The 24,320-nt window shown below is 72.9% G+C and carries 22 protein-coding genes; 14 read left to right on the top strand and 8 right to left on the bottom strand.

Going from position 1 to position 24,320, the window contains the following annotated elements; translation table 11 throughout:
• From ACIHCQ_RS12225 to ACIHCQ_RS12270, 10 genes are all read left to right on the top strand, one after another.
• The coding region (locus tag ACIHCQ_RS12225) for a type I polyketide synthase (protein ID WP_399660912.1) at positions 1–2,877 on the top strand (2,877 nt) is incomplete at its 5' end.
• The gene (locus tag ACIHCQ_RS12230; RefSeq protein WP_399660914.1) at positions 2,859–3,875 is read left to right on the top strand and encodes a 3-oxoacyl-ACP synthase III family protein; all 1,017 of its coding nucleotides are present in this window, start codon (positions 2,859–2,861) and stop codon (positions 3,873–3,875) included. The genes ACIHCQ_RS12225 and ACIHCQ_RS12230, both read left to right, overlap by 19 nt.
• The gene (locus ACIHCQ_RS12235) at positions 3,872–5,353 is read left to right on the top strand and encodes an NAD(P)/FAD-dependent oxidoreductase (protein WP_399660916.1); all 1,482 of its coding nucleotides are present in this window, start codon (positions 3,872–3,874) and stop codon (positions 5,351–5,353) included. Before ACIHCQ_RS12230 ends, ACIHCQ_RS12235 begins: the two co-directional genes overlap by 4 nt.
• Positions 5,350–6,408 (top strand): AfsA-related hotdog domain-containing protein, encoded by a 1,059-nt coding sequence (locus ACIHCQ_RS12240; RefSeq protein WP_399660918.1) that lies wholly within the window; start codon positions 5,350–5,352, stop codon positions 6,406–6,408. Before ACIHCQ_RS12235 ends, ACIHCQ_RS12240 begins: the two co-directional genes overlap by 4 nt.
• A gap of 3 nt (positions 6,409–6,411) precedes the next feature.
• Complete coding sequence (locus ACIHCQ_RS12245; protein WP_399660919.1) at positions 6,412–7,773, top strand: FAD-dependent oxidoreductase; 1,362 nt, start codon at positions 6,412–6,414, stop codon at positions 7,771–7,773.
• Positions 7,770–8,612 (top strand): SDR family NAD(P)-dependent oxidoreductase, encoded by an 843-nt coding sequence (locus ACIHCQ_RS12250; RefSeq protein ID WP_399660921.1) that lies wholly within the window; start codon positions 7,770–7,772, stop codon positions 8,610–8,612. Before ACIHCQ_RS12245 ends, ACIHCQ_RS12250 begins: the two co-directional genes overlap by 4 nt.
• A 17-nt stretch (positions 8,613–8,629) precedes the next feature.
• Entirely contained in the window at positions 8,630–9,646 is a 1,017-nt protein-coding gene (locus tag ACIHCQ_RS12255) for an acyl-CoA desaturase (RefSeq protein WP_399660923.1), read from the top strand.
• A gap of 43 nt (positions 9,647–9,689) precedes the next feature.
• The gene (locus ACIHCQ_RS12260) at positions 9,690–11,315 is read left to right on the top strand and encodes an AMP-binding protein (RefSeq protein WP_399660925.1); all 1,626 of its coding nucleotides are present in this window, start codon (positions 9,690–9,692) and stop codon (positions 11,313–11,315) included.
• A gap of 16 nt (positions 11,316–11,331) precedes the next feature.
• Positions 11,332–11,760, top strand: a complete 429-nt coding sequence (locus ACIHCQ_RS12265) for an acyl-CoA dehydrogenase family protein (RefSeq protein WP_399660927.1) — start codon at positions 11,332–11,334, stop codon at positions 11,758–11,760.
• Entirely contained in the window at positions 11,720–11,983 is a 264-nt protein-coding gene (locus ACIHCQ_RS12270) for an acyl-CoA dehydrogenase C-terminal domain-containing protein (RefSeq protein WP_399660929.1), read from the top strand. The genes ACIHCQ_RS12265 and ACIHCQ_RS12270 overlap by 41 nt, the downstream gene beginning before the upstream one ends.
• A gap of 18 nt (positions 11,984–12,001) precedes the next feature.
• Here ACIHCQ_RS12270 and ACIHCQ_RS12275 read toward each other — a convergent pair whose 3' ends face one another.
• The 4 genes from ACIHCQ_RS12275 to ACIHCQ_RS12290 all read right to left on the bottom strand — a co-directional run bounded on the left by ACIHCQ_RS12275 (position 12,002) and on the right by ACIHCQ_RS12290 (position 14,633).
• Positions 12,002–12,787, bottom strand: coding sequence for a thioesterase II family protein (locus ACIHCQ_RS12275; RefSeq protein WP_399660931.1), 786 nt, complete (start codon positions 12,785–12,787; stop codon positions 12,002–12,004).
• Positions 12,788–12,917: 130 nt separating this feature from the next.
• Positions 12,918–13,103: a hypothetical protein gene (locus ACIHCQ_RS12280; RefSeq protein ID WP_399660933.1), complete on the bottom strand. Its 186-nt coding sequence runs from the start codon at positions 13,101–13,103 to the stop codon at positions 12,918–12,920.
• Positions 13,103–13,711, bottom strand: a complete 609-nt coding sequence (locus tag ACIHCQ_RS12285; protein WP_399660935.1) for a sigma-70 family RNA polymerase sigma factor — start codon at positions 13,709–13,711, stop codon at positions 13,103–13,105. The genes ACIHCQ_RS12280 and ACIHCQ_RS12285 overlap by 1 nt, the downstream gene beginning before the upstream one ends.
• A gap of 187 nt (positions 13,712–13,898) precedes the next feature.
• Positions 13,899–14,633, bottom strand: a complete 735-nt coding sequence (locus ACIHCQ_RS12290; RefSeq protein ID WP_399660937.1) for a hypothetical protein — start codon at positions 14,631–14,633, stop codon at positions 13,899–13,901.
• A gap of 271 nt (positions 14,634–14,904) precedes the next feature.
• Here ACIHCQ_RS12290 and ACIHCQ_RS12295 point away from each other — a divergent pair, with 271 nt between their 5' ends.
• Positions 14,905–16,050: an MFS transporter gene (locus tag ACIHCQ_RS12295; RefSeq protein WP_399661439.1), complete on the top strand. Its 1,146-nt coding sequence runs from the start codon at positions 14,905–14,907 to the stop codon at positions 16,048–16,050.
• Positions 16,051–16,076: 26 nt separating this feature from the next.
• On the top strand, positions 16,077–17,075 hold the full coding sequence (locus ACIHCQ_RS12300) for a sugar ABC transporter permease (protein WP_399660939.1): 999 nt from the start codon (positions 16,077–16,079) through the stop codon (positions 17,073–17,075).
• A 45-nt stretch (positions 17,076–17,120) separates the two neighbouring features.
• On the opposite strand, the gene ACIHCQ_RS12305 is transcribed toward ACIHCQ_RS12300, so the two are convergent.
• The gene (locus tag ACIHCQ_RS12305; RefSeq protein WP_399660941.1) at positions 17,121–18,290 is read right to left on the bottom strand and encodes an acyl-CoA dehydrogenase family protein; all 1,170 of its coding nucleotides are present in this window, start codon (positions 18,288–18,290) and stop codon (positions 17,121–17,123) included.
• Positions 18,291–18,415: 125 nt separating this feature from the next.
• On the opposite strand from ACIHCQ_RS12305, the gene ACIHCQ_RS12310 reads away from it, so the two are divergent.
• On the top strand, positions 18,416–20,167 hold the full coding sequence (locus tag ACIHCQ_RS12310) for a CoA transferase (protein ID WP_399660943.1): 1,752 nt from the start codon (positions 18,416–18,418) through the stop codon (positions 20,165–20,167).
• Positions 20,164–21,840 carry a class I adenylate-forming enzyme family protein gene (locus ACIHCQ_RS12315; RefSeq protein WP_399660945.1) on the top strand — a complete coding sequence of 559 codons (1,677 nt, stop codon included), beginning with the start codon at positions 20,164–20,166 and terminating at the stop codon, positions 21,838–21,840. The genes ACIHCQ_RS12310 and ACIHCQ_RS12315 overlap by 4 nt, the downstream gene beginning before the upstream one ends.
• Before the next feature lie 63 nt (positions 21,841–21,903).
• Here ACIHCQ_RS12315 and ACIHCQ_RS12320 read toward each other — a convergent pair whose 3' ends face one another.
• From ACIHCQ_RS12320 to ACIHCQ_RS12330, 3 genes are read right to left on the bottom strand one after another with little or no spacing between them, the layout of a single operon-like run.
• Positions 21,904–22,740, bottom strand: a complete 837-nt coding sequence (locus ACIHCQ_RS12320; protein ID WP_399660947.1) for an ABC transporter substrate-binding protein — start codon at positions 22,738–22,740, stop codon at positions 21,904–21,906.
• Positions 22,674–23,567: a metal ABC transporter permease gene (locus ACIHCQ_RS12325; RefSeq protein WP_399660949.1), complete on the bottom strand. Its 894-nt coding sequence runs from the start codon at positions 23,565–23,567 to the stop codon at positions 22,674–22,676. The genes ACIHCQ_RS12320 and ACIHCQ_RS12325 overlap by 67 nt, the downstream gene beginning before the upstream one ends.
• The gene (locus tag ACIHCQ_RS12330; protein WP_399660951.1) at positions 23,564–24,199 is read right to left on the bottom strand and encodes an ATP-binding cassette domain-containing protein; all 636 of its coding nucleotides are present in this window, start codon (positions 24,197–24,199) and stop codon (positions 23,564–23,566) included. The genes ACIHCQ_RS12325 and ACIHCQ_RS12330 overlap by 4 nt, the downstream gene beginning before the upstream one ends.
• Between the last annotated feature and the right edge of the window lie 121 nt (positions 24,200–24,320).

Here is a 24,320-nt window from a genome sequence, read left to right on the forward strand (position 1 = left end):
TACGGCCAAAACCGCCCCACCAAACAACCCCTGCGCCTGGGCTCCCTGAAATCCAACATCGGACACACCCAGGCCGCCGCCGGCGTCGGCGGACTCATCAAAATGATCCAGGCACTGCACCACGAAACACTCCCCCCAACCCTGCACGTCGACCGGCCCACACCCAAAGCCAACTGGTCCAGCGGCGCCATCTCCCTACTCACCGAAACCACCCCATGGCCACGCGGCCAACGAATCCGCCGAGCCGGAGTGTCCTCGTTCGGCATCAGCGGCAGCAACGCGCACGTCGTGGTGGAGGAGGCACCGCTCGACGTGTCCCCCGACGCCGGGGCGGGGCCAGAGCCGGCGGCCCTGCCGGTGGTGCCGTGGCTGCTGTCCGCCAAGACGCCGACCGCCCTGCGCGCCCAGGCCCGCCGCCTGCACACCCACCTCACCACCACACAACCGGACGCCACCCCCACCCAGATCGGCGCCGCCCTCGCCCACACCCGCACCCACTTCAACCACCGAGCCACCCTCACCGGCACCACCCGCACCGAACTCCTCGCGGGGCTGGCAGCGTTCGGCGCGGGGGAACTGCCGGGCAACGCCGTCCTGGGAGTGGCGGCGCGGGCACGGAAGACCGCCTTCCTCTTCTCCGGGCAGGGGTCCCAGCAGGCCGGCATGGGCAGCGGACTCGCCGCCGCCCACCCGGTGTTCGCCGACGCCCTGGACGCGGCCCGCGCCGAGCTCGACCGGCATCTGAAGCTGCCCCTGCGCCAGGTGATGGACGCCCCCGACGGCACCCCTGAGGCGGAGCTGCTGCACCGCACGGGCTGGACGCAGCCGGCGCTGTTCGCCCTGGAAGTGGCCCTCTACCGTCTCGTCGAGTCCTGGGGCTTCACGCCGGACTTTCTCATGGGCCACTCGATCGGCGAGCTGTCCGCCGCGCATGTCGCCGGGGTGCTGTCCCTGGCCGACGCGAGCGCCCTGGTCGCCGCGCGCGGCAGGCTCATGCAGGCCCTGCCGGAGGGCGGCGCGATGGTCGCCGTGGAGGCGACGGAGGACGAGGCCCTGGAGAGCCTGCGCGGCGACGGCCGGCTGGCCGTGGCCGCCGTGAACGGGCCCCGCTCGGTCGTCGTGTCCGGCGCCGCCGACCCCCTCGCGACCTGGCTGCGACCGTGGCAGGAGCAAGGCCGCCGCACCCGCCGACTGCGCGTCAGCCATGCCTTCCACTCGCCTCTGATGCGGCCGGTGCTCGACGAACTCGCGGCCGTCGCGGGCGGCTTGAGCTACCACGCGCCGACCGTGCCGATCATCTCCAACGTGACGGGGACCTTCGCCGACGCGACCGCCCTGGCCACGCCCGACTACTGGGTCCGCCACGCCGAGCGCCCCGTCCGCTTCCACGACGGGATACGCCGCCTGGAGGGCGCGGGGGCGACGGCGTTCCTGGAGCTCGGGCCGAGCGGTGTGCTGACCTCGATGGCCCGGCACTGCCTGCGCGACCCGGGGTCCGCGGTGCTCGCTCCCGCACTCGACGGGCGCGCGCCCGAGCCCGCCGCGCTCATGACCGCGCTCGCCGAGCTGCACACGCACGGCGCGTGCGGTGACCCGGCGGCCCTCCTTCCCCGGGACGCGGCTCGCCAGGTGCCGCTTCCCACGTACGCCTTCCAGCCGCGCCGCCACTGGATCGACGTGCCGCAGACCGTACGGGGCACGGATCACGGCCCCTCCGCGGACCAGGCGGCTCCGGCCCCGGCCGCGCAGGAACAGCCGGACCGGGCGGAGCCGGAGCGGGCGGACCAGGGGCGGGCGGACCAGGGGCGGGACGTCCTCGGGCTGGTCCGCACCCAGGTGGCCCTCGTCCTCGGTTACGAGGACGGCGCGCGGATCGACCCGGACCTGACGCTGCTGGAGCTCGGCATCGACTCGCTCGGTGCCGTCCGCTTCCAGCGGCGCCTGGTCTCGGTCACCGGCCTCGACCTTCCGGCCACCCTCCTGGTCGACCACCCCACCCCGGCGGCCCTCGCGGAGCACCTGCGGCCGCTGCTCGCCCCGAGCTCCCCGAGCGGCCCCGCCGACCTGCTCAGGGACCTGCACCGGCGAGGGCGACTCGGTGACGCCGTACCGCTGCTGCGGTCGGCCGCCGCGGACCGGCCCACCTTCTCCACGGCCGAACGGCCCGCAGGCCCGCCGGAGTCCGTGCTGGTCTCCGACGGACCCGCCACGCCCGCCGTGGTCTGCGTGCCGTCCTTCCTGGCCGGGTCGGGCCCGCACCAGTTCGCGCGGTTCGCCGCCGGATTCACCCACCGGCCGCGGATGCACGCGCTCACCCTGCCCGGCCTCGGCACCTCGCCGCTGCTGCCCGGCTCGTGGCGGGCGGCGGTCGACAGCCTGGCCGCCGCCGCGCTGCACACCGCGGGCGGTGCCCCGCTGGTCCTCGCAGGGCACTCCATCGGCGGTGCCCTCGCGCACGCCGCCGCCGCGTCGCTGGAGCGCGCCGGGCACCGCGTCGAAGGGGTCGTGCTGATCGACACGTACGAGCCCGAACCCGCCCAGCAGCAAGCGGTGTTCGCCTGGGCGATGGGCCGCATCCTCGCCCGGGACGGCGCGCTCGCCGACATCGACGACCACGGTGTGCTGGCCATGGGCGGCTATCTGCGGCTTTTCGACGACTGGGCGGCCGACCCGCTGACGGCTCCCGCGCTGCTCCTGACCGCCGAGCGGGGGCCCGACGCGCCGGACGGCGCGGCCTGGCGGCTCTGGCAGGCCGCGGACACCGTCACGCCCGTCACCGGCGACCACTTCTCGCTCCTCGAAGAGCACGCCGCTCACACGGCACGCACCGTCGAGGAATGGCATCGAAAGGAACTGTCATGCAGCCCGTCGGCATAGTCGACTTCGGGAGCTATCTGCCCGAGAACGTGGTGGGGCCCGAGTTCTTCCTGGACGAGAACGCCCCGGTGGACCCGCTCGCCAACACCCCGCTGTTCCGCGTGCCCCCGACCCGGCACCACGTCGCCCCCGGCGAGCGTGCCGCCGACATGATCGCCAAGGCGGCCCGGCCGGTCTTCGAGCGCCTCGGCAAGGAGCCCGCGGGCCAGGTCGACGTGCTGCTGACGAACGTGCTGCTGCCGGACGAGCCGTTCATGGGCGTCGGCGCCCAGGCCTCGCATGCCCTCGGCATCGATCCCGAGTGGATCGTGGACCTGCACAACGGCGGCTGCGCCTCGTTCCCGTACATGCTCTCGCTGGCCCAGAAGATCATGGCCGACGGAGCGGCACGCACCGCGCTGATCGCCAATGTGCAGAACACCGCGGGCCAGATGTTCGCCCAGTCCGAGGTGCGCAAGCTGTCGCACGCGCCGATCCCCGGCGACGGCTGCGGCGTGGCCTACCTGGAGGCCGGCGCGGGCTCGCCGCTCCTCGGGGTACGGACCCGCAGCATCCCCGCGTACTCCGTGGACCTCGGCATCAAGACCCCGGACGGGCGCGAGTACTGGGAGCCGGGCGAGGGCCAGATGGACATCCGCTTCGACGCCGACAAGACGGCGGAGATCCTCCAGCGTGGCAACACCCTCGTGCCCGAGCTCGTCGGGAAGCTCTGCTCCGACCTCGGGGAGCAGCCGTCCGACATCGACGTGCTCGTCACCAACCAGCCGAACCGGATCTTCCTGAAGAACTGGCGCCAGGCCCTGAAACTGGACGAGGCACGGCACTTGGACACCTTCGACCGCTACGGGAACCTGTACGGCGCCGCCGTGCCCGTCACCCTCGACCGGGCGGCCCGCGCCGGACACCTGCGCGACGGCGACCTCGTGGTGATGTCGGGGTTCGCGCACGCCGGTGACTTCGCGGCCGCCGCGGCGGTGCGCTGGAACGGCGCCTCATGAGCGAGCCGCCCCAGCGGGCCGGGCAGTCCGGCGAGAACGAGCGGTTCGACGCGACAGACCGGTTCGGTGCGGAAGACCGGCCCGGTGCGGCAGAACGCCCCGGCGGGACCGGGGAGTTCGACGTGATCGTCGTCGGCGCGCGCTGCGCCGGGGCCACGCTGGGCGCGCTCCTCGCGCGCCGCGGTCTGCGGGTCGCCGTGCTCGACCAAGCCACCAAGATCCGCTCGACCCTCTCCTCGAACATCCTCCAGGCCGACTCTTTGGCGTTCCTGAACCGCCTCGGCGTGATGGAGCGGCTGCGCGCGGCCGGGGTCACCACGATGAGCCACGTCGACATGCGCCTGGAGGAGTTCCGCTGCCAGGTCGCGTTCCCGCAGGAGTCCGGCGACGTGGGCGGCGCGGCGTGCATCCGCCGCGAGGTCCTCGACCCGGTACTGGTGGACGCGGCCCGCGCGTCCGGCGCCGAGGTGCGGCTGGGCACCCGGGTCGCCGGGGTGATCCGTGAGGCCGGCCGCGTCACGGGGGTCCGGGCGGTGTCGGGCGGCGTCGAGACGCGGCTGCGGGCCCGCCTGGTGGTCGGCGCGGACGGACGGAACTCGAAGGTCGCCGAGGTGTGCGGGTCCCGCATGTACCACGTGAGTCCCGGCGAACGCAGCTACTACTGGACGTACTTCGAGGGCGCGGACACCGGTCCGCGGTCGACGTTCGTCTTCCACCGCTGGGGCGACCGGCACATGCTGGGCGGCCCCGCCGACAACGGCCTCTACATCGTGGGCGTCTCCCCGCAGCGGCACGAGCGGGAGAGCTTCCGCGCCGACCTCGACGGCTCCGTGCGCGCCCACGCGATGCGCTGCGCGCCGATCGCCGAGGCTCTCTCGGGCGCCACCAGGGCGAGCAGGGTCTACGGCATCCGGCGCTTCTCCGGCTACTTCCGCGAGGCGGCGGGCGCCGGCTGGGTGCTGCTCGGCGACGCCGGGCACTTCAAGGACCCGGCGGGCGGGCGCGGCATCGGCGACGCCTTCCACCAGGCGGAACGGCTCGCCGACGCGGTCGGTGACACCATCGGGTCGGGTGTCCTGCTCGACCGCGCCGTCGCGGAGTTCGGCCGCTGGCGGGACCGCACGTACGCCGAGTACTACGGCCTGGCCGCGGACCTCGGCGTGGCCGGGCCCATCGCGGGCATCGTCCCTCGGGTCGTGCGCGGGCTGCACGCGCGCGGCAAGGTCGACGGCGTCCTGAACCTGCTGAGCCACCGGGCCTCCGTCCTGGAGGTCCTCACCCCGGCGCGGGTGCTCGGCGCCACGGGCGGGCACCTGCTGCGCGCCCCCGGTCAACGCCGCGCCACGCTCGGCGAGCTGGGGCGGCTCGCGACCACCGAGATCCGGCGCAGGAACGCGATGCGCAAGCCCGTCTTCCAGAGCGGCCCGGCGCCGCGCCCCGTACAGCAGGACACGCCCGAACCGGAGCTGAGCCAATGACCAGCACGATCCCGTACACCGCCACGCGCGGCCAACTGCCGCCCCCAGGCGTCGAGCTGACCTTCGAGCAGACGGTGCCCCGCTCCCTCGCCCACCGCAGGCAGATCGGCGAGGTGTTCGTCGCCGACTCCGCGCAGGGGTCCGACGACGACTTCTACCTCTCCTTCCAGATCCCCCGCGCCCACAGCCTCTGGTCGGACCAACGGGCCGGTTTCCACGACCCGTTCGCGTCCGCGGAGGCCGCGCGGCAGTCCATCTTCGTGCTGCTGCACCGCCATGTCGGGGTGCCCGTCGGGCTGCCCTTCAGCCTCCAGCGGATCACGCTGCGGGTGACGGACCCGCAGGCGTACGCCCACGACGGGACGTCGGCGCTCCAGGGTTACGTGCACTACCGGGTCGCGGAACGCCAGGGCAAGGGTTCCGACGTGGTGAGCATGGTCCTCGAAGGCGTCATGGAGATCGGCGGGCGCCCGGCGATGACCCTGAGCGCGGTGCTCGCCTTCATGTCGCAGGAGGACTACGACATCTTCCGGGCCTTCCAGCGGGCGCGGAAGCCGGTGGCCGACGCCCGCCTGACCCCGGCACGGCGGCTCGACGCCGGCCTGGTGGGGCGCGAGAACCCGCGGAACGTCGTCATCGGCCTGCCGGGACAGGAGGCGCGGACGGACGGCGGGCCCGACGACGGCGCGTTCCGCTGCCTGCTGACGGCCGACCCGTACCACCCCGCCTTCTTCGACCACGAGTACGACCACGTGCCGGGCCCCCTGATGGTGGAGGGCATGCGGCAGGCCGCCGTGGCCGCGGCCTGCCGGGCCGGGGCGATGGCCACCCCGCACGCCCTCACCGTCGGCTGCGAGGCGGCCTTCCTGGACTTCGCCGAGTTCGAGGCCGACCTGGTCCACGAGGCGAAGGTCGGCGCCCCCGGCGCGGACGGCCGCGTCCCGGTGGCCGTGGTCCTGCGGCAGTTCGGCAAACCGATCGTCGAGGGCCGCATCGACCTGCTTCCCGACGCGGCCCCGCGTCCCCAATCGACCGCGCGAGCGCACGGAGTCTGATCCATGGCAGTTGCACACGCAGGTGAAAGCGCAGGAAACCGGCGGCGCGTGGCGGTCGTGGGGGCGGGCATCTCCGGCCTCACCGCGGCGCTCCGCCTCGACCTCCTCGGGTACGACGTCGAGCTCATCGAGGCGGCCGGGATCCTCGGTGGCCGCTTCGGCCTCGACAAGCTCGGCGACCGGCAGGTCATGACGGGCGGGAAGAACATCGGCCGCCGCTACCACACGTTCCGCTGGTTCACCTCGGAGCTCGGCGCGGACGCGTACGAGTCCTTCGGTTACAACGCGTCCCGCATCAAGGACGGCGAGATCCTCACCATCGACAGCGAGCGGCGGGGCCAGACCCTCAAGAACATCCGGCGGATGGGCTCGGCCCGCGACTTCGCGCGGATGGCGGCGATGGCGGCGCGGATCCGCGCCGACGAGCGCAACCGCTTCCTCGGTTCACGCTACTTCAGCGGCGTCTCGCGGCGCCACGACCACGCCCCGCTCAGCTCGTTCTTCGGGCGCGAGATGACGGACATGCTGGTGCGGCCCATGGTCATCCGCAACAACGGGGCCGAGCCCGACGAGGTCTACCCCGGCACGTTCGGCACCAACCTGGCGATGCTGATGGACCATTACGATCAGCTGGCCGGTGGCATCCAGCCGGTCCTGGACGCGTTCGCCAAGCGGGTCCCGGTGCGGCTCGGCGCCACCGTGGAGGGCCTGGAGGTCCGCGACGGCAAGGTCACCGGACTGCGCGTCCTCGAGGGCGGGGCGCCCGCGCGGACCAGCGACTACGACGGTGTGGTGCTGGCCACCCCGGCCTACGCGACCGCCGAGATCGTCCGCTCCGCGCGGCCCGCGCTCGCCCGGCGCCTGTCGGACGTGAACTACTTCCCGTCCACCGTGGTGCTCGTCGAGTACGACCGGCCCGTCTTCAGCCACGACGTGCGCGCGCTCACCATGGACGACGGGCCGTGCAGCAACGCCGGTTCGTACGGCATGGAGGAACGGCACATCGTCCGCTACACCTACAGCGGGCGCGAGGGGCGCCTGACCGACCTCAGCCCGGAGAACATCGACCGGCTGACCGGTGAGACCGAGGAGCGCCTGGTGAAGTACCTGGGGGCGCCGCGCGCCGAGCGCGTCAACCTCCTGGTCAAGCACTGGAAGGCGGCCTACAGCGGCTACCTTCCGCACCACGCCGGCTTCCTCGCCGAGGTTCGGGAGAGCGTCGCGGGCGTGGCGGGCCTGGAGCTCGCGGGCGACTACATCCAGGGCGTGTCCATCGAGGCGTGCGCCCGGACGGGCCGTGCCGCGGCCGGCCGGCTCGCCGCACACCTCACGTCGCCCTCGGCGCCCGCGCGGGTGGCGGCATGAGCGGCCCGGCCGACTGGGCGGTGGTCACCGGCGCCTCCTCCGGCATCGGCGAGCACCTCGCCCGGGGCCTGGCCGCGCGGGGGTACGGGCTGTGGCTCGTCGCCCGCTCCACCGACGCCCTCGAACTGCTCGCCAAGGAGCTGTGCGACCGGCACGGCGTGCCGGTGCGCGTGCGGACCTGCGACCTCGCGGACCCGGCCGCGCGGCGGGCGCTCGAAGAGGAGCTGGCCGGGCAGCCGGTCTCCGTGCTCTGCGCCAACGCGGGCTTTCCCACCTGCGGACCGTTCAGCGAGAACAACCCCGCCAAGGAGAGCGCCGAGGTCCAGGTCAACGTCGTCTCGCTGCACGCGCTCACGCAGGCGCTGCTGCCGGGCATGCTGGCCCGGCGGCGCGGCGGGATCCTGGTCACCGGCTCGACCGCGGGCTGCCAGCCCGTGCCGACCGCGGCCACCTACTCGGCCAGCAAGGCGTTCGCCAACACCTTCGCCGAGTCGCTGCACGTCGAACTGCGCGGCACGGGGGTGAGCTGCACCCTGCTCGCCCCCGGCCCCGTGCGCACCAACTTCTACACGGTGGGCGGCATGTCACGGCTCCAGGAGCGGAAGTTCCTGGCCTGGCTGACGCCCGAGCGGGTCGCCGAGGCGGGCTTGCGCGGCCTGGCGCAGGGGCGCCGCGTGGTGGTCCCGGGGCCGATCGCCAAGGCCCAGTACCTCGCGGGCCGCCACACGCCGCGTTCCCTGCTCTTTCCCTTGCTGCGCGCGGCGGTGCTGCCCGTCTTCCGCAGCGCGCGGAGTGGCCCCCGCACCCAACCGTCAGTCGGTACTCCCAAACTTCCGTAAGTGAAAGGCACAGGTATATGGACGGCAGAAAGCACCGTTGGTTCATCCTCGGGGCGTCGCTGATACCGCTGGTCGCGGTGTTCGGCGCCATGGCCCTGCTGTGGAACGAGATCTTCGGCTGGTCGGACGTGGTGGTCCTGGTCATCATGTACGCGGTCTCCGGCTTCGGTATCTCGGCCGGTTACCACCGGATGCTCACCCACCGCTCGTTCGAGACGTACAAGCCCATCCGCGTCGCCCTGGCCACCGCCGGGGCGATGGCCGGCCAGGGCCCGCCGCTGATCTGGGCGGCCCACCACCGCAAGCACCACCGCGTCGCTGACAAGCCCGGTGACCCGCACAGCCCCCACCTGGACTTCGAGCCGGGCTTCAAGGGCACGATGGCCGGTCTCTGGCACGCCCACCTGGGCTGGCTCTTCGATGTCAACCTCACCTCCGACCCGATGCGCTACTGCCCGGACCTGGTGCGCGAGAAGCCGCTGCGCTGGCTCAGCGAGAACCTCCTGCTGGTCATCGCCTCCAGTGTCGTGCTGCCCGGCCTCATCGCCTACGCCATCACCGGCGGCGACTGGCAGGCCGGCCTGACCGGCATGCTCTGGGGCGGCCTGGTCCGCATCTTCCTGATCAACCACATGACCTACGCGGTCAACTCCGTCGGCCACGTCTTCGGCCGCCGCCGCTTCGAGACCACCGACCAGTCGCGCAACGTCGCCTGGCTCTCCATCCCCTCCTTCGGCGAGGCCTGGCACAACAACCACCACGCCTTCCCGCGCTCCGCCCGCCACGGCATGAAGTGGTACGAGATCGACCTCTCCGCGATCCTCATCTGGAGCCTGGAGAAGACCCACCTCGCCTGGAAGGTCGTGCGCATCGACGTCGAGCGCATGGAGATGCGCGAGGCGGGCGTCAGCCGCGTCAACTCGGCCTCCCTGGACAAGAGGGAACTCCTGGAGACCCAGCAGAACATCGCGCCCATGGCGGAGCGCCGCCGCGAGGCCCGTGAGGCCGACGCCTCGCTGGTGGACGTGGAATAGCGCGGCCACCGGACGAGCAGACGAGCAGACGGGGATCACGTACATGGAGTTATTCCACGCCCTGACCAACGGGGCTTCGCACGGCGTGCTGCACGAGTGGACAGGCGAGGAGTTCGAGCACACCCCCTGGCGCGACGTCGTCAGGGACGCCCACGGCATGGCCACCGAGCTCCGCACCCTCGGCATCGGGCCGGGCACCCGGGTCGCCGCCATCCTCACCAATACGCCCGACACGGTCCGCGGCCTGCTGGCGATCTGGCTGGCCGGCGGCGCGGTGGCCTCGCTGCCGCTGCCGACCCGCGGCCAGAGCCAGGAGGCGTACGGCGAGCAGCTGGTGGCACTCTCGGCGCGGCTGGACCCGACGCTGCTCCTGGTCGACGACCGGCTGACCGCCATGGTCCCCGCGGAGCTCAGCAAGGAGCTGCCGGTCCGCGACTGGTCGGCGCTGCGCGGCGGGGGACGCATCGAGCCGAGCCCGCCGGGCCGGGACGACGTGGCCTTCATCCAGTACTCGTCCGGGTCCACCAGCACCCCCAAGGGCTGCGCGCTGACCACGCGCGCCATCGAGCAGCAGCTGCAGATCATCCTGCACCTGACGGGCGGTCGCCCCGGCGCCGACACCGTCGCCTCCTGGCTGCCGCTCTCGCACGACATGGGCATGTTCGGCTGCCTGCTGTACTCGTGGGCGTACGACTTCGACTTCGTGCTGTCGTCGCCCGACCGGTTCGGGATAGCGCCGCGTACGTGGTTCCGTGACATGTCGGAGTACGGGGCGACGATGACGGCGGGCACGAGCACCGCCGTGTACCTCGCGGCACGGGCACAGGGCCGGGGGGCACTGCCCAAGGAGCTGAAGCTGCGGGCGGCCGTGATCGGGGCGGAGCGCGTCGACTGGGACACGCTGGCGGCGGCGACGGAGAAGTTCCGGCCGTTCGGTCTGTCCGACACCGCGTTCCAGCCCGCGTACGGCATGGCCGAGGCGACGCTCGCGGTGACCGGGAAGCCGTGGGCCCAGGCACCCAAGGCGCTCGCCTTCGACGGTCCCGCGCTCGTCGAGGGCTCGGTGATCGAGGTGACGCCCGACCATCCGAAGGCGGCCCGGCTGGTCTCCAACGGCGTGACGCTGCCCGGGGTATCGGTCCGGGCGGGGAGCGGCGGCGACATCTCGGAGATCCTGGTGTCGTCGCCGAGCCTGGCCGGCGGCTACTACGGGGACCCCGGGCGCACCGCCGCGCGATTCCAGGACGGCCGGCTGCGCACCGGCGACCTCGGCTTCGTGCGCGACGACGAGCTGTACATCCTCGGCCGGGCCGACGACATGCTCTCGGTGGGCGGCCGGAAGGTCTACGCCTCCGAGATCGAGTCGGCGGTCGACTCCCTGAAGAATGTCCGCAAGGGCTGCGCCGCCGTCGTCGACGCGGGCGACTCGGGCATGTCCCGGCTCGTGCTGATGGTGGAGCCCCAGGGCAACCCGAAGGACTTCCGGCCGATCGCCGAGGAGGCCGCCTCGCTGGCCCTGGAGAAATCCGGGGTCGCGCTCGCGGAGTGCCTGTTCCTGGCGCGCGGGGTGCTCCCGAAGACGCCCAGCGGGAAGATCCAGCGGTTCCGCTGCCGCGCCCTGCTCAACGAGGGGCGGCTCGTGCCCGTGGCGCGGGTGACGTTCGCCTGACCGGGACGAGGGGCCGGTGAGGGGCCCGGCCGGGTCCGAGGACCGGCCGGGCCCCTTTGTGTCGCTGGGGCACGCCCTGCAGACACTCGGCGGCGCGGGATACACACAGGACTTCCCGCTGGAGCAGTACATCCGCGACACCCGGATCGACACGCTGTACGAGGGCACCACCGCGATCCAGGGCATGGACCTTTTCTTCCGCAAGATCGCCAGGGATCAGGGCGGGGCACTCGCCGCCCTGATCGCCGAGGTGGAGAAGACCGCGGCGGACGCGCCGAAGAGCCGCGAACTCGCCGACGCGCACGCACTGCTCGGCCGGTCCGCGGGCCATCTCCAGGCGATGGCGACCGGCCTCGGCGGGCACCTCCTCACGTCCCTGGAGGACCCCTTCGGCCATCCATCAGGTGGGACGCGGCACAACCCGGCTGCTGATGGCGGCGGGTGACGTCCTGGTGGCCTGGCTGCTGCTGCGGCAGGCGGGAGTGGCGGCCCGGCGCCTGGCGGACCCCGCGGCCGGGGCGCGGCGGGCCCAACGCTCCTTCTGCCAGGGGAAGGTGGCGACGGCGGTGTTCTTCGCCCAGGAGGTGCTCCCGCTGGTCGCGGCCCAGCGGGAGATCGCCGACCGCGAGGACGGCGTCCTCATGACGCTGGACGAGGACGCCTGGTAGGCCGGTGCGGCGGGTCCGTCAGACGGTCGCGCGCCGCAGCCCGACGCCGACCTCCCCGGCCACCTCGCGGATGACGTCGAGAAGGGGCGCGCGGTCCTCGCGGAAGTAGAAGTGCCCGCCGGGCAGGGCGAGCCGGCGGGTGATGCGGTCCAGGTGCCGGGCCCAGCCCGCGCTCTCGCCGACGAGGTGGTCCTGCTCCCCGGTGCCGCACAGCAGGGTCGCCGGGACCCTCAGCGGGGGCTCGGGCTCGTGGGCGTACGTCTCGAAGACGCTGATGTCGGCGCGGAGCGGGCCGAGGACCAGCCGGCGCAGCCGCGCGTCCGCGTGCACCTGCTCTGGCAGCGGGCCCCAGCGCGCCTCGACCGCCGTGATCAGTTCCTCGTCGGAGAGGGTGCGCAGCGAGCCGGCCGGTCCGCCGGCGCCGAAGGTGTGCGGGGCGGGGCAGGAGGACAGGATCAGGTGCTCGGGCAGTTCGCGTCCCTCGCGGCGCAACGCCCTCGTCGTCTCGTACGCCAGGAGGCCGCCGAAGCTGTGGCCGAGCAACACGTAGGGCCCGGTGAACGCGGACTGGGAGACCAGGTCGGCGACGAGGGGGCCGATCGCGGCGTGCGCGGGCTCCGCGAGGCGCGCGGAGCGGCCGGGGAGCTGCACGCCCCATAACTGAATTTCCGTCAGTTCATCGGTCCACAACAGGTATTCGGCGCTGGAGCCGCCCGCGTGCGCGAAGACGTAGACGTTCAGCGGTGCTTCGGGGCGCTCGCGGCGGCGGACCAGCCAGCGCGCGGGTCGAGTACGGGTATCCATGGGTGCCTCGGGACGGTGAAGGGCGGCAACGGCCGCCGACCGGACCGTCACGAGATCACCAGGTCTACCATCACTCGCCGTAGAGCGCTTCGATCTCGTCCGCGTAGGCCGCCGCCACCGCGTCCCGGGTTCACCCGCCTTCGCCGGTCAGATGGCTGTCGCTGTAGGTCTGCGGGGTTTTGAAGACCAGCGATTTGGCATCGGACAACTGCCGTACGGTGAGCTTCGGCCCCGAGACGGTGTGGCCACGGCTGGTGGGAGCGAGTGCCCGGGCGCCGCCCGGACCACGAGCCGGGCGGCGGAAACGTACGGTCATCAGGCAGCTGCCACGGCTGCCGGCCGGGGACCTTCGGTGTCGTCCAGCCACTCGATCAGCGAGGTGCGGGCGCGGGCGACCCGTGAGCGCACCGTACCGATGGGGCAGCCGCTGACGACGGCGGCCTCCGCGTAGGGAAGGCCCACCATCTGGGTAAGGACAAAAGCCTCCCGTCGGTCGTCCGGGAGCGTGTCCAGCAGTTCGGCCAGGGCGATGCCGTCCTCGAAGCCGGGCAGGTCGCGCGGCTGGGTTCGTTCGGCGGCCGCCTCCCAGTCGTCCGTGTCCGACAGGCGGGGCCGGGAGGAGTTGTAGCGGATGCTGTCGATCACCGCGCGGCGGGCGATGGACAGCAGCCAGGTGCGGGCCGAGGAGCGGCCTTCGAACCGGTGCAGGCTGCCCAGGGCCCGTAGGAAGGTGTCCTGGGTCAGGTCATCGGCACTTTGTGGGTCGGCGCCGAGGAATGTCACGTAGTGGCGGACGTCTCGGTGCAGGGCACGTACGAAGTGTTCTACGGCGTCGGGGTCGCCACCGCGGGCGGCGAGTGCCCAGGCGGTTATCGACTCTTCTCTCGACTGTTCGCGTGACGGAAGCAGGGCAGGAGTGATCACCTGGTGTCTGTCCTTCTCGGGAATCAAGAATCCGGTGTCCGGGCCGGCGCGCGCGGAAGAGCGGGCGCGGCACAGCGGTACCGGTAATGGGGTGGACGGCCGGGCACGGGAGTGCGCGGCCGGTACCCCGAGGCGGGGTGCCGAAGGCTCGGCAGCTGGACGAACGGCCTCGGGGAATCAGCTGTCGTCAGGCGACAGCAACCCCGTCGGGCGGACCCCGAGAAGTGATCGCGTAAGTGAGGAGGAGCCGGCGCGGCACCCGGTCCGCCGCCGCTCGGCGGGCACGGACGCGTGGGCGGTGCGGCGGCGCGGACAGCCGCAGCAGCAGGCGCAGCGGCGCGACGAGCCGGCCGGCGAGGGAACCCAGGATGCGAAACGCGGCGCGCTCGCCGTGCGCGAGCCACAGGCCGCACAGCAGTGCGGCCAGCAAGTGGGCGGCCAGCATGCCGGTCGAGGACATGCCGCCCATGCCATGGTCCAGGGAAGTCGCGGCCCCCATGTGGTCCATCGACCCCATGGAGTGCGTGGCGCCCATTCCGTGGTCCATGGAGCCCATGGACGTCGACATGTCGTCATGCCGCGCGCCCGGTCCCGGGGGCGAACCGCCCAACAGGTGGCCCAGCCACTGGCGGCCGAGCGACCTGCCGCCGGACGGTTCGGGATGTACGACCGCCTGAGCGAGCGAGAACGACGCGTGGAGTACCGCCTGGGCGGCCACCACGACGGAGCCGACCAGGACCGGCCCGCGCTCCCGGCCGGCCAGCCGCCAGGCCGTGCCGCCCGTCGCCGCCGCAGCCGCGGCCATGGCCCACCAGGGCACCGCGGTCCCCGACATCATGACGTGGCCCAGGGAGGCGAGCAGCACACAGACGGCCGCGAACACCGCGGCCCGTACCGTGCGAGAACACCACCCAGCAGTCATGGCGGCCCATCCTCGCATCCAGATCTCGCGGATCACCGGAGAGTACGGGAATTGCCCTGGCACCCCACCCAATCCAGCAGTTGTGATACACGCCACAGCAATGGCTGGGAACTCGCTGGTCGTTCAGGCCGACTCCTGCCGAAGACCCGGGGAGGTCCGGGGCGGAGGAGGAGGGGTGCCGGTGGTGGCGGAGCAGAGTGAGATCCGTACCGCGGCCGAGCGCCGCCCTGAGGGGGCGGCCACGGCCATGACCGCCCTGCTGACCTGCGCCATGGCCTTCTCGATGATGCAGCTGTTCCTGCTCGGCGCCCTCGGACCGCGACTCGTGGACGACCTCGATGTGTCACCGACCGTGCTGGGCCTGACCACCACCGTCGGCTTCGGGGCGGCAGCCGCGCTCTCGCCCGTCGGCGGACGCATGGTGGACCGGATCGGTCCGCGCCGCTGTCTGGTCGCGCTGCTGCTGGTGTCGGCGGTGGCGCTGGCGCTGATCGGGTCGGCACCGGGTGCCGGGTTCCTGCTGGCGGCGGTCGCCCTGGGCGGGCTGCCGCAGGCGCTGGCCAACCCGGCCACGAACAAGGCGATCGTGGCCAACGTGCCCGCCGAGCGGCGCGGTTCGGTGACCGGGATGAAGCAGTCGGGCGTGCAGCTGGGCGCGTTCGCCGCCGGGCTGCCTCTCGCCGCGCTGGCCGGGGTCGCCGGGTGGCGGGGCGCGGTGTGGACGGCCGCCGCGGCGGCCGTGGTGGCGGCGGTCTGGGCGGCCCGTGCGCTGCCCGCCGACCACCCGCCGCCGAAATCCGCGTCGGCCTCGTGTGCTGCCTCGTGGGCAGCCTCATGGGTTCCGCGGGGTGCGATCGCGTGGCTGGCTGTCTTCTCGCTGCTGCTGGGCTGCGGCATCGCGTCGGTGAACACGTATCTGGCGCTGTACGGCGTGCGGGGGCTCGGGCTCGGACCGACGGCGGCCGGTGCGCTGGTGGCGGTGCTGGGCATCGCGGGGATCGCGGGGCGCCTGGGCTGGTCCAAGGTCGCGGGAGCGCCGGGCCGAGCCGTGTGGCTGCCGGGCGGCCTGGCCGCCGGCGCGGTCGGGGCCGCTCTCCTCCTCGCGGCCTCGGCGCACGCGCGTCCGCTGGCGTGGGTCGCGGCGGTGGCCCTCGGCGTCTTCGCCGTGGCCGCGAACGCGGTCTCGATGGTGCTGGTCATGCAGCGTGCGGCGGCCGGCCGGACCGGGCAGGACTCGGCTCTGGTCTCGGCCGGATTCTTCACCGGGTTCGCGATCGGCCCGCCGCTGTTCGGACTGCTGGCCGCGGCCGGACAGTACGGGACGGGGTGGCTGCTGGTCGCGGCAGAGTTCGCAGGCGCGAGCGTGGTGGCGCTGGTGTGGGCGGTGCGCGAGCGGCGATCGGGCACACCGCGATGAGTACACCGCCTGCGTCCATGGGCCGCATGGATACCACCCCGGGCGTTCCCGACTGGGTCGCCCCCGCCCTGGAGTCCGTCCTCGGCCGGGTGTCCGTCACCGCGGCCGAAGCCGGCGACCGCTTCCCGCTGTTCGCGGACCCCGGCAGCGGCCGGTGGACGACGACCGGGCGGGGCTCGTGGACCGGCGGCTTCTGGGCGGGGCTGTTGTGGCTGCGCGCCCGGCATACGGATCAGGGGACCGACCGCGAGGCCGCGGTGCGGTTGACCGGTCGGCTCACGGACTGGGTGGACGCCGACACAGCCACGCGTGGACTGATCCTCTGGTACGGCACCGCGCTCGCCGACACTCCCGAGGCTGCCGCGCTGCGGGACCGCGCGGCTCACGCCTGCCAGGGTGCGTACGACCCGCGACTCGGCCTGGTCCCCTGGGGTTCGGCGTTCGGCGGGCCCCGTCTGCTGGCCCGCGTGGACGGCGTGCCCGGCATGGTGCCGCTGCTGGCTTCGATCGACCCCCGGGCGGCCGAGTCCCATCTGCGCCGGCACCTTGAACTCTGCCTCCGCGAGGACTCCTTCTGCTGGTCCTGGCGGTACGAGGAGCCCGTTGGCTGGGTCCCCTGCGACGATCCACCGCCCGGCTGGAGCCGAGGACGGGCCTGGCTGCTGCTGGCTGTCGCCGACGCCGTACACCGTCTCGGCGCAGACGATCCCGCGAACGCCATACGGCGCTTGGTCCCGGAGGACGCTGTTCCACCGGCCGACGCGGCACACCCCGCAGGTCCTCTCGACACCTCCGCCGCCGCCATCACCGCGGTGGCCCTGCTCAAGCTCGGCCACCGTGAGGACGCCATGGTTCTGCTCGACGATCTGGTCCACACCCATGTCACGGACGATGGCCGGCTCCTGAACGGCTGCTACGACCTCGCCTCCGGCACGGCGACCCACCACGAGCTGGTCTGGGGCGACTTCTTCCTCGCGTACGCGCTCGCCGCGCTCACCGGCCTCGTAGACCCCCACGAAGCCTAGGGAGTGTTTGAGAAGTCCCACGCACCATACGCCGCAGGGCCCGCCCTAGGTACGCAGGACCCGGCGCGCGACCGACGTGATGTGCAGCTCGTCCGGGCCGTCCAGGATCCGGGCCGCCCTGCCCGTGCGGAACAGCGCGGGCAGCGCGGTGTCCGGGCCGAGCCCGGCCGCGCCGTGCACCTGGATCGCCGCGTCGGCCACCTGCTGGAGGGTTCGGGCGGCGGCCACCTTGGCCAGGCCCACCTCCACATGAGCGTCGAGCCCCGCGTCCAGGCGGGCCACCGCTTCGTACACGAGCGGACGGGTCGTCCGCAGGGCGAGCAGCGACTCGAAGACATGCCGCTGGACGAGCTGGAGGTCGCCGAGCGGACCGCGGGAGCGGGTACGGGTCACCGCGCGCTCGCGCATCAGGTCGAAGGCCCGCCGTGCCTGCCCCAGCCAGCGCAGGCAGCGCAGCGTGCGGCCGAGCTGGAACCGTTCGCCCGCGACGGCCAGCGCCTTGCCGCGCTCGCCGATGAGGTGGTCGTGGTCCACGGCCACGTCGTCCAGTTCGATCTCGTACTGTCCGCCCGCGCCGAGGACCGGCAGTTCCCGGATCACACGGAAGCCGGGTGAGCGAGTCCGCACCAGAAGCAGCGACAGCCCTTCACGGTCCGGCGGTTCGCCGTCCGTGCGGGCCAGGACCGTGACGAGGTCGGCGTCGGCCGCCCCGCTGGTGAACCACTTCCGCCCGCTCACCCGCCAGATTCCGTCCTCCCCCGGCGCGGCGCGGGTGGCGGTGAGGAAGGGGTCGGTGCCCGGCACCTCGGGCTCGGTCATCGCGTAGCAGGCCCGTACCTCCCCGGCCACCAGGCGCTCGGCGTACCGGTCACGGACGCCGGGGCTGCCGTGCCGCCACAGCATCAGCGCGTCGAGCAGGGTCGCCGAACCGAGAGCGGCCGGTCCGTGGTCGCTGGCGCCCTCGGCCTCGGCGACATGGGCGTACGAGCGCAGCGGCAGCCCCTGGCCGCCGAGCTCGGCGGGAAGCGGCAGCGCCCACAGCCCCTCGGCCTTCGCTTCCTGTCGCAGGCCACGGAGGATGGCGGCGGCCTGCGGTCCGCCGGCGTCCAGCACAGACTCATGGGGCATCACCCGGTCGCTCACGAAGGCCGCGACGCGATCCCTCAACTCCGCTGTTTCCGCCGGGCAATGGGGCGCGCCGGTGATCTCCTCCATGCGGATTTCCCTCACTTTGTTCGGGGGTCACGGGAACCCGGGGCACAGGCCGTCCGACTCCCTCTTCCGTGGAACAGGTCGGGGGCGAGGGCCTCCGGGTTCCCGCGCGTCAGGAAAGGAGAGGCATGGCGACTCCAGCCACACCGGCCATCGCGCAGACGACCGGACCACTCGAAGGACTGCGTCTGGAGGGTTCTGGTCCGCCAGGTCCGGCGGAAGCGCTCGTCGCGGAGCATCTGCGGCTGCTCGGCGCCGAGACCGTCGGCGGCTCGGGAGGCCGGTTCACCCTCACCGGACGCGACGTCGGCGAGGTCACCGCCCGCACCACCTGGGGTGAGGCCGCGACCGACGAAGCCACCACGCAGGCGGCGACCGGCATCATGGCGGTGCACGGCCGCCGCGACGGCTCTCCCCGCGGCCTCGCCGTCGACTACGCCGCCACCGTCACCGGCGTCCTCGCCGTGCAGGGCCTGCTGGCCGCGCTGCTGGCGCGGGCACGCGGAGGCGGGCACATCGCGCAGGTCGAGGTGAGCGCCGAGCGAGCCGGTCTGCTCGCCGTCTCCCAGTACCTGGCCGCCGCCGGGGCCGAGGAGGGCGAGGCCGCCGAACTGGCCCCGGGCGGACCGCCGTTCACGTCGGCCGACGGTACCGTCTTCGAGCTGGAGACACTCGACCCGGGGGTGTGGGCGGCGTTCTGGCGCGCCCTCGATGCCCCCCAGGAGGCGATACGCCGGGGGTGGCGGCCCTTCCAGTTCCGGTACGCCACGGCCTGCGCGCCCTTCCCGCAGGCGCTGGACGAAGCGGCGCGGGCGAGTTCCTGGGAGCGGATCCGGCACGCCGCCGACTCATCCGGCGCCGATGTGTGCCCGCTGCGGTCGCTGGCCGAGCGGGCGGCCGAGTACGACGGGTCGGCGCCCTGGGAGCTGACCCCGCACCACACCCCGCACCACACCACGTACTCCCCCACAAGAGCCACCGACGGCCTGCCCCTCGCCGGATTCACCGTCCTCGAAGCCGGCCGCCGCATCCAGGCCCCGCTCACCGCCCATCTCCTTGGCCTGCTGGGCGCGGAGGTCATCCGGATCGAGCCGCCGGGCGGCGATCCGTTGCGCGGTATGCCACCCGCCTGTTCGGGGATCTCCGCGCGGTGGCTCGCGCTGAACCGGGGCAAGAAGGCCGTCGAGGTGGACATCAAGTCCGCTGCGGACCGGGAGCGGTTGCGGGAGATGGCCGCCGACGCCGATGTCTTCCTGCACAACTGGGCGCCGGGCAAAGCCGCCCAGCTCGGCCTCGACCACGAGCACCTGGCCGCGGCCAGCCCCGCGCTGGTCTACGCGTACACCAGCGGCTGGGCGGACCGGCTGCCCGACGCCCCGATGGGCACCGACTTCATGGTGCAGGCCCGTACCGGGGTGGGCGAGGCCGTGCGGCCCGCCGACGAACCGCCCGCGCCGTCCCTGATGACACTGCTCGACGTCCTCGGCGGACTGCTCGGAGCCGAGGCGATCACGGCGGCACTGCTGCTGCGGGAACGCTCCAGCAGCGGAGTACGCGTCGACTCCTCACTGCTCGGCGCCGCCGACGTGCTCACCGCACCCGCCCGCGCCCGGGCCGTACAGGGGCTCGACCCGCGCCGGCCTGCCGGGTTCCGTCGCCCGCTGCGCACCGCCGACGGCTGGATCGCCCTCGCGGACCACTCCGCGCTCCCGTACGACGTGGCCGAACTGTCCACCGGTCAGGCGCTGAAGCGGCTGCGCGACCGCGGCCTGGCCGGCGTCCCGGTCGTCACCGACCTCGCCGGTCTTCTGTCCTCCGGCCCGATCAGCCGCGACGCACACGGCGCCCCCGCCGTCCCCACCCCCTGGAGCTTCGTATGACCGTGGACCTGCACGACCTGCTGCCCGCCGACCTGCGCCGCTCCTGGGTGGTCGACGGCACCTGCCCCGACCTCGACCTCTACAGCCTCTACCGCGCCCACCAGATCGCCGACCTGCACCGCACCGCGGTCATCGACGCCAAGGGAAAACTCTGTTACACCGCCCTCGACCGCAAGGTGCGATGTCTGGCCGCCGGGCTGTCCGGGCTCGGCATACGCGCCGGTGACGTGGTCGGCATACAACTCCCCAATGGACGGAGTGCCGTCATCGCCGACCTCGCCCTGGCCGCTCTGGGCGCGGTCGCGCTGCCCTTCCCGGTCGGCCGCGGCGGCAGCGAGGCGGCCTCGCTGCTACGCAGATCAGAAGCGGTCGCCGTCATCGCCGCCACCGAGCACCACGGCAACCACCACGCCGCCGGCCTGCTCGCACTGACCGGTGAGCTGCCCGCCCTGCACACCGTGATCGCCGCCGGGCGCGATGCCCCGGAGGGAACCGTCGCCCTCTCCGCGCTCCTGCGCACCGACCCCGCGTCCTTCGGCCCGGCCCGCCCCGACCCCGGCTCGGCCGCCCGTATCCTCGTCTCCTCCGGCTCCGAGGCCGAGCCGAAGATGGTGGCGTACTCACACAACGCGCTGGCCGGCGGGCGCGGCAACTTCCTCGCCTCCCTCATGCCCGACGGGCAGCCGCCGCGCTGCCTCTTCCTCGTACCGCTGGCATCCGCGTTCGGCAGCAACGGCACCGCCGTCACGCTCGCCCGGCACGGCGGAACGCTCGTCCTGCTCGACCACTTCACCCCTGAGGCCGCCCTGGACGCGCTGGCCGCACACGAGCCCACCCACGTCCTGGGCGTACCGACCATGATCCGGATGATGCTGGACCGGATCGCGGAGGGACACCACCCGTCGTTCACTCCCCCGACAGCCGTCATCGTCGGCGGCTCACCGCTGGACGAGGCGACGGCTGAGGAAGCCCGCCGGGTCTTCGGCTGCCCTGTCGTGAACCTCTACGGCTCGGCCGACGGCGTCAACTGCCATACCGGACTGTCCGACGAGCCCCTGCGCGGGGAAGGGCCCGGCGTCCTCGCGGGCCATCCTGACCCGCGTGTCGCCGACATACGCATAGCCGTCCCGGGCACACCCGAACTGGAAGAGGCACCGCAGGGCTCCATCGGCGAGATCGTCGCCCGCGGCCCGATGACCCCGCTCTGCTACGTCGCCGCCCCCGATCTCGACGCCCGTTACCGCACTGCCGACGGCTGGGTACGCACCGGCGACCTCGGCCTCATCGAGGACGACGGAAACCTGCGGATCGTCGGCCGTCTGAAGGACGTCGTCATCCGGGGCGGGGCCAACATCAGCCCGGCCGAGGTGGAGATCGAGCTCGCCGCGCACCCCCTCGTACGGGACGTGGTGTGCGTCGGCGTGCCGGATCCGCTGATGGGCGAACGGCTCGCGGCCTGCGTCGTGCCGCGTGGTCAGGCCCCCGCCCTGGAGGAACTGTCCGCCCATCTGGACGCGCGCGGCCTGGAGCGGCGCAAGCACCCGGAGCGTCTGCTGGTCGTCACGGAACTGCCGCTGACCCCGGCGGGCAAGCCGGACCGGGCGCTGCTGCGGGAGCGGTGCTCCGCACGGATGCCGGAATCCGTCGCGCAGGCCGTCGCGCAGGCCGTCTGACCATACGGGAACGGGCCGCCCGGGATCTCCGGGCGGCCCCGCACTCACATCAGGAAGAGCACCTCAGGAAGAGGTCATCGCCTTTTTGATCGTCTCTCCGGCATTCCGGTAGACAGCCATCAGGTCCAGGTCTTTGCCCGGATAGTTGACGATCTCCATCTGCTGCGCCCCCGAGTCGGGCAGCACCTCACCCGTCGTCATGTGCACGTTCTCGAAGACGTACGCGGGCTTCTTCTTCGCCAGGTCGGACAACTGCTGGGCGGTCACGGCCTCAGGGCCGTACATGCCGCGCACTTCCGCGCCCGCCATCTTCGCCGACCAGACGGAGAAGACCTGGGCGACGACCGCCGGGGCCTTGCCGTCCGGCCACGCGTCCTTCAACTCCTTCTGCAGCGTGCCGTACTCGCTCTTGAAGGACGTGTCCCACTGCGCGGCTGCGTCCGCAGTCCCGAACAGCTTGCCCAGGCGCGTGACTTCGGCGCTCGCTTTGTCGGCGTCGTTGTCGAGGTTGACCTCGACCAGCTTCGCGTCCGACCCGGCGGCCTCCTTGATCTGCGCCGCGTACGGCTCGAAGGGGGCGTAGAGCACGAAGTCGGCGCCCGCGACCGCCGCGAGGTCGGACGGCTTGGGGTCGTAGTCCGGAGCGTGCTGCGCGGACGACGGGACGATGACCTTCACGTCCTTGGCACCGGCGGCCTTGGCGAAGGCACCCTCCCAGGTGGTGGTGGCCACGACGACGGGAGCACCGTCGTTCTTCTTCCCGCTTGTGTCAGCGCTGTCGGCCTTGTCGGAGCCGCACGCGGTGACGGTCAGCGCGAGCACGGCACTCAGGCTCAGTGCGAGGACGGAAGGGACACGGACGATGCGGACGCGGACGATGCGGACGCGGATGCGCGCCATGAGCTGATTCTCCGTTCGGGGATGAGATGGACGGCCAGGACCACAGCTCCGGCCGTCAGAACGAGCACGGGCCCGGGCGGCCAGTCGAGCTTCAGCGCGACCAGGAACCCGGTGAGGTTCACGACGACGCCGATGCCCACCGCCCAGACGGTGATGGACTTCAAGGAGGTGCCCAACCGCCGCGCGGCCAGCGCGGGCAACAAGGTCAGCGCGTCGACGAGCAGCGCGCCGGTCAGCTTGATCGCCCCGGCGACGGACACCGCGACGAGCACGAGGAGCAGGAGAGTGAGCAGGTCGACGCGCACCCCGGAGGAGAGGGCGAGTTCGCGGTCGTAGAGCAGGAGCGCCAGGTCACGGCGGCGCCACCAGAACAGCGCCGGTACGACAACGGCGAGCGCCCCGAGCAGCCACAGATCGGCCGTGCCCACCGACAGGATCGAGCCCCACAGCAGCGCGAACGCGCCCTGCGCGTTGACCCCGGACACCGACAGCACCAGCAGCGCCGCGGCGATCGCCAGACTCATCAGCAGACCCATCGCACCCGACAGGCCATCCGGTGTCCGGGCGAGCGGCGCGACCCCGGCGCCCGCGAGAGCGCAGCCGAGAAGCGCACACAGCATAGGATCGAGCCCGGTCAGCAGCCCGACCGCGATGCCCAGCAGCGCGACGTGCATCATCGCGAACCGCACCGGCATGATGTCGAGCCCGACGATCACAACGCCGATCACGGGAAGGCCGATCGCGGCCAACAGCAGGGCGGCACCGGCCCGCTGGACCGGTATGAGCTGAAGGAGCTGCCCGAGGTCGGCGGCGGCAAGGCTGTTCACCGGACCTCCCGCAGCCGCCCGGCGGCCATCTCCAGCACCCGGTCACAGCGGTCGGCCAGCGCCCGGTCGTGAGTGACGACCACGACGGTCACCGGCAGGGACAGCAGGACGTCGGCGGCCTCCTCCTGCCCGGCGAAGTCAAGGGCGGCGGTGGGCTCGTCGGCCAGCAGTACCCCCGCCCCGGCGGCGACACAGCCGACCGCTCGGGCCAGATACATGCGCTGCAACTGGCCCCCCGACAGTGTGTGCAGCGGGCGGCCGGTCAGTGACCCGACCCCCAGCTTCTCCGCCGCCTCCTCGGCTTGACCGGCCGCCCCGCTGCTCGCCAGCAACTCGCGCGCGAGCAGCGGGAAACGGCCCACCGCGGGCTTCTGCGGAACCCAGGCACACGCCCGGCGCCGCCACGCCCACTCGGCCGTGGTCCCAGTGCCCCGGCCACCGACCAGGATCTGTCCGCCGGCCTGGCGGTGCAGGCCCATCACGGCACGGATCAGCGTGGTCTTGCCCGACCCGTTGGTGCCGGTCAGCGCCACCCGCCCGCCCGCCTCGATGTCGAGGTCCACACCGCGTACGGCCTCGACGCGACCGTGCCGGCAGGCGACCTCACGCATCCGCACATCCAGACCTTCCATCCCGCCTCCTGCTCGTTTCCCGAGAGGAGTCGGAGCGGGAGGCCGGTGAGTTCCCGGCGAACGGGCAAATCCACGAAGGCCCACGACGTGGCATCCGATGCCAGTGCCGGAACCCCGCCGT

Source organism: Streptomyces sp. NPDC052236 (assembly GCF_044548015.1).
Classification (GTDB): domain Bacteria; phylum Actinomycetota; class Actinomycetes; order Streptomycetales; family Streptomycetaceae; genus Streptomyces.

Excerpts from the sequence above, each read along its gene's own strand:
- ACIHCQ_RS12295 (WP_399661439.1), top strand. The coding sequence starts at position 14,905 with ATGGCCTTCTCGATGATGCAGCTGTTCCTGCTCGGCGCCCTCGGACCG.
- ACIHCQ_RS12280 (WP_399660933.1), bottom strand. The coding sequence starts at position 13,103 with ATGACCGTACGTTTCCGCCGCCCGGCTCGTGGTCCGGGCGGCGCCCGG.
- ACIHCQ_RS12260 (WP_399660925.1), top strand. The coding sequence starts at position 9,690 with ATGGAGTTATTCCACGCCCTGACCAACGGGGCTTCGCACGGCGTGCTG.
- ACIHCQ_RS12230 (WP_399660914.1), top strand. The coding sequence starts at position 2,859 with ATGCAGCCCGTCGGCATAGTCGACTTCGGGAGCTATCTGCCCGAGAAC.
- ACIHCQ_RS12275 (WP_399660931.1), bottom strand. The coding sequence starts at position 12,787 with ATGGATACCCGTACTCGACCCGCGCGCTGGCTGGTCCGCCGCCGCGAG.
- ACIHCQ_RS12235 (WP_399660916.1), top strand. The coding sequence starts at position 3,872 with ATGAGCGAGCCGCCCCAGCGGGCCGGGCAGTCCGGCGAGAACGAGCGG.
- ACIHCQ_RS12245 (WP_399660919.1), top strand. The coding sequence starts at position 6,412 with ATGGCAGTTGCACACGCAGGTGAAAGCGCAGGAAACCGGCGGCGCGTG.
- ACIHCQ_RS12255 (WP_399660923.1), top strand. The coding sequence starts at position 8,630 with ATGGACGGCAGAAAGCACCGTTGGTTCATCCTCGGGGCGTCGCTGATA.
- ACIHCQ_RS12310 (WP_399660943.1), top strand. The coding sequence starts at position 18,416 with ATGGCGACTCCAGCCACACCGGCCATCGCGCAGACGACCGGACCACTC.
- ACIHCQ_RS12330 (WP_399660951.1), bottom strand. The coding sequence starts at position 24,199 with ATGGAAGGTCTGGATGTGCGGATGCGTGAGGTCGCCTGCCGGCACGGT.
- ACIHCQ_RS12290 (WP_399660937.1), bottom strand. The coding sequence starts at position 14,633 with ATGACTGCTGGGTGGTGTTCTCGCACGGTACGGGCCGCGGTGTTCGCG.
- ACIHCQ_RS12305 (WP_399660941.1), bottom strand. The coding sequence starts at position 18,290 with ATGGAGGAGATCACCGGCGCGCCCCATTGCCCGGCGGAAACAGCGGAG.
- ACIHCQ_RS12250 (WP_399660921.1), top strand. The coding sequence starts at position 7,770 with ATGAGCGGCCCGGCCGACTGGGCGGTGGTCACCGGCGCCTCCTCCGGC.
- ACIHCQ_RS12300 (WP_399660939.1), top strand. The coding sequence starts at position 16,077 with ATGGATACCACCCCGGGCGTTCCCGACTGGGTCGCCCCCGCCCTGGAG.
- ACIHCQ_RS12315 (WP_399660945.1), top strand. The coding sequence starts at position 20,164 with ATGACCGTGGACCTGCACGACCTGCTGCCCGCCGACCTGCGCCGCTCC.
- ACIHCQ_RS12240 (WP_399660918.1), top strand. The coding sequence starts at position 5,350 with ATGACCAGCACGATCCCGTACACCGCCACGCGCGGCCAACTGCCGCCC.
- ACIHCQ_RS12320 (WP_399660947.1), bottom strand. The coding sequence starts at position 22,740 with ATGGCGCGCATCCGCGTCCGCATCGTCCGCGTCCGCATCGTCCGTGTC.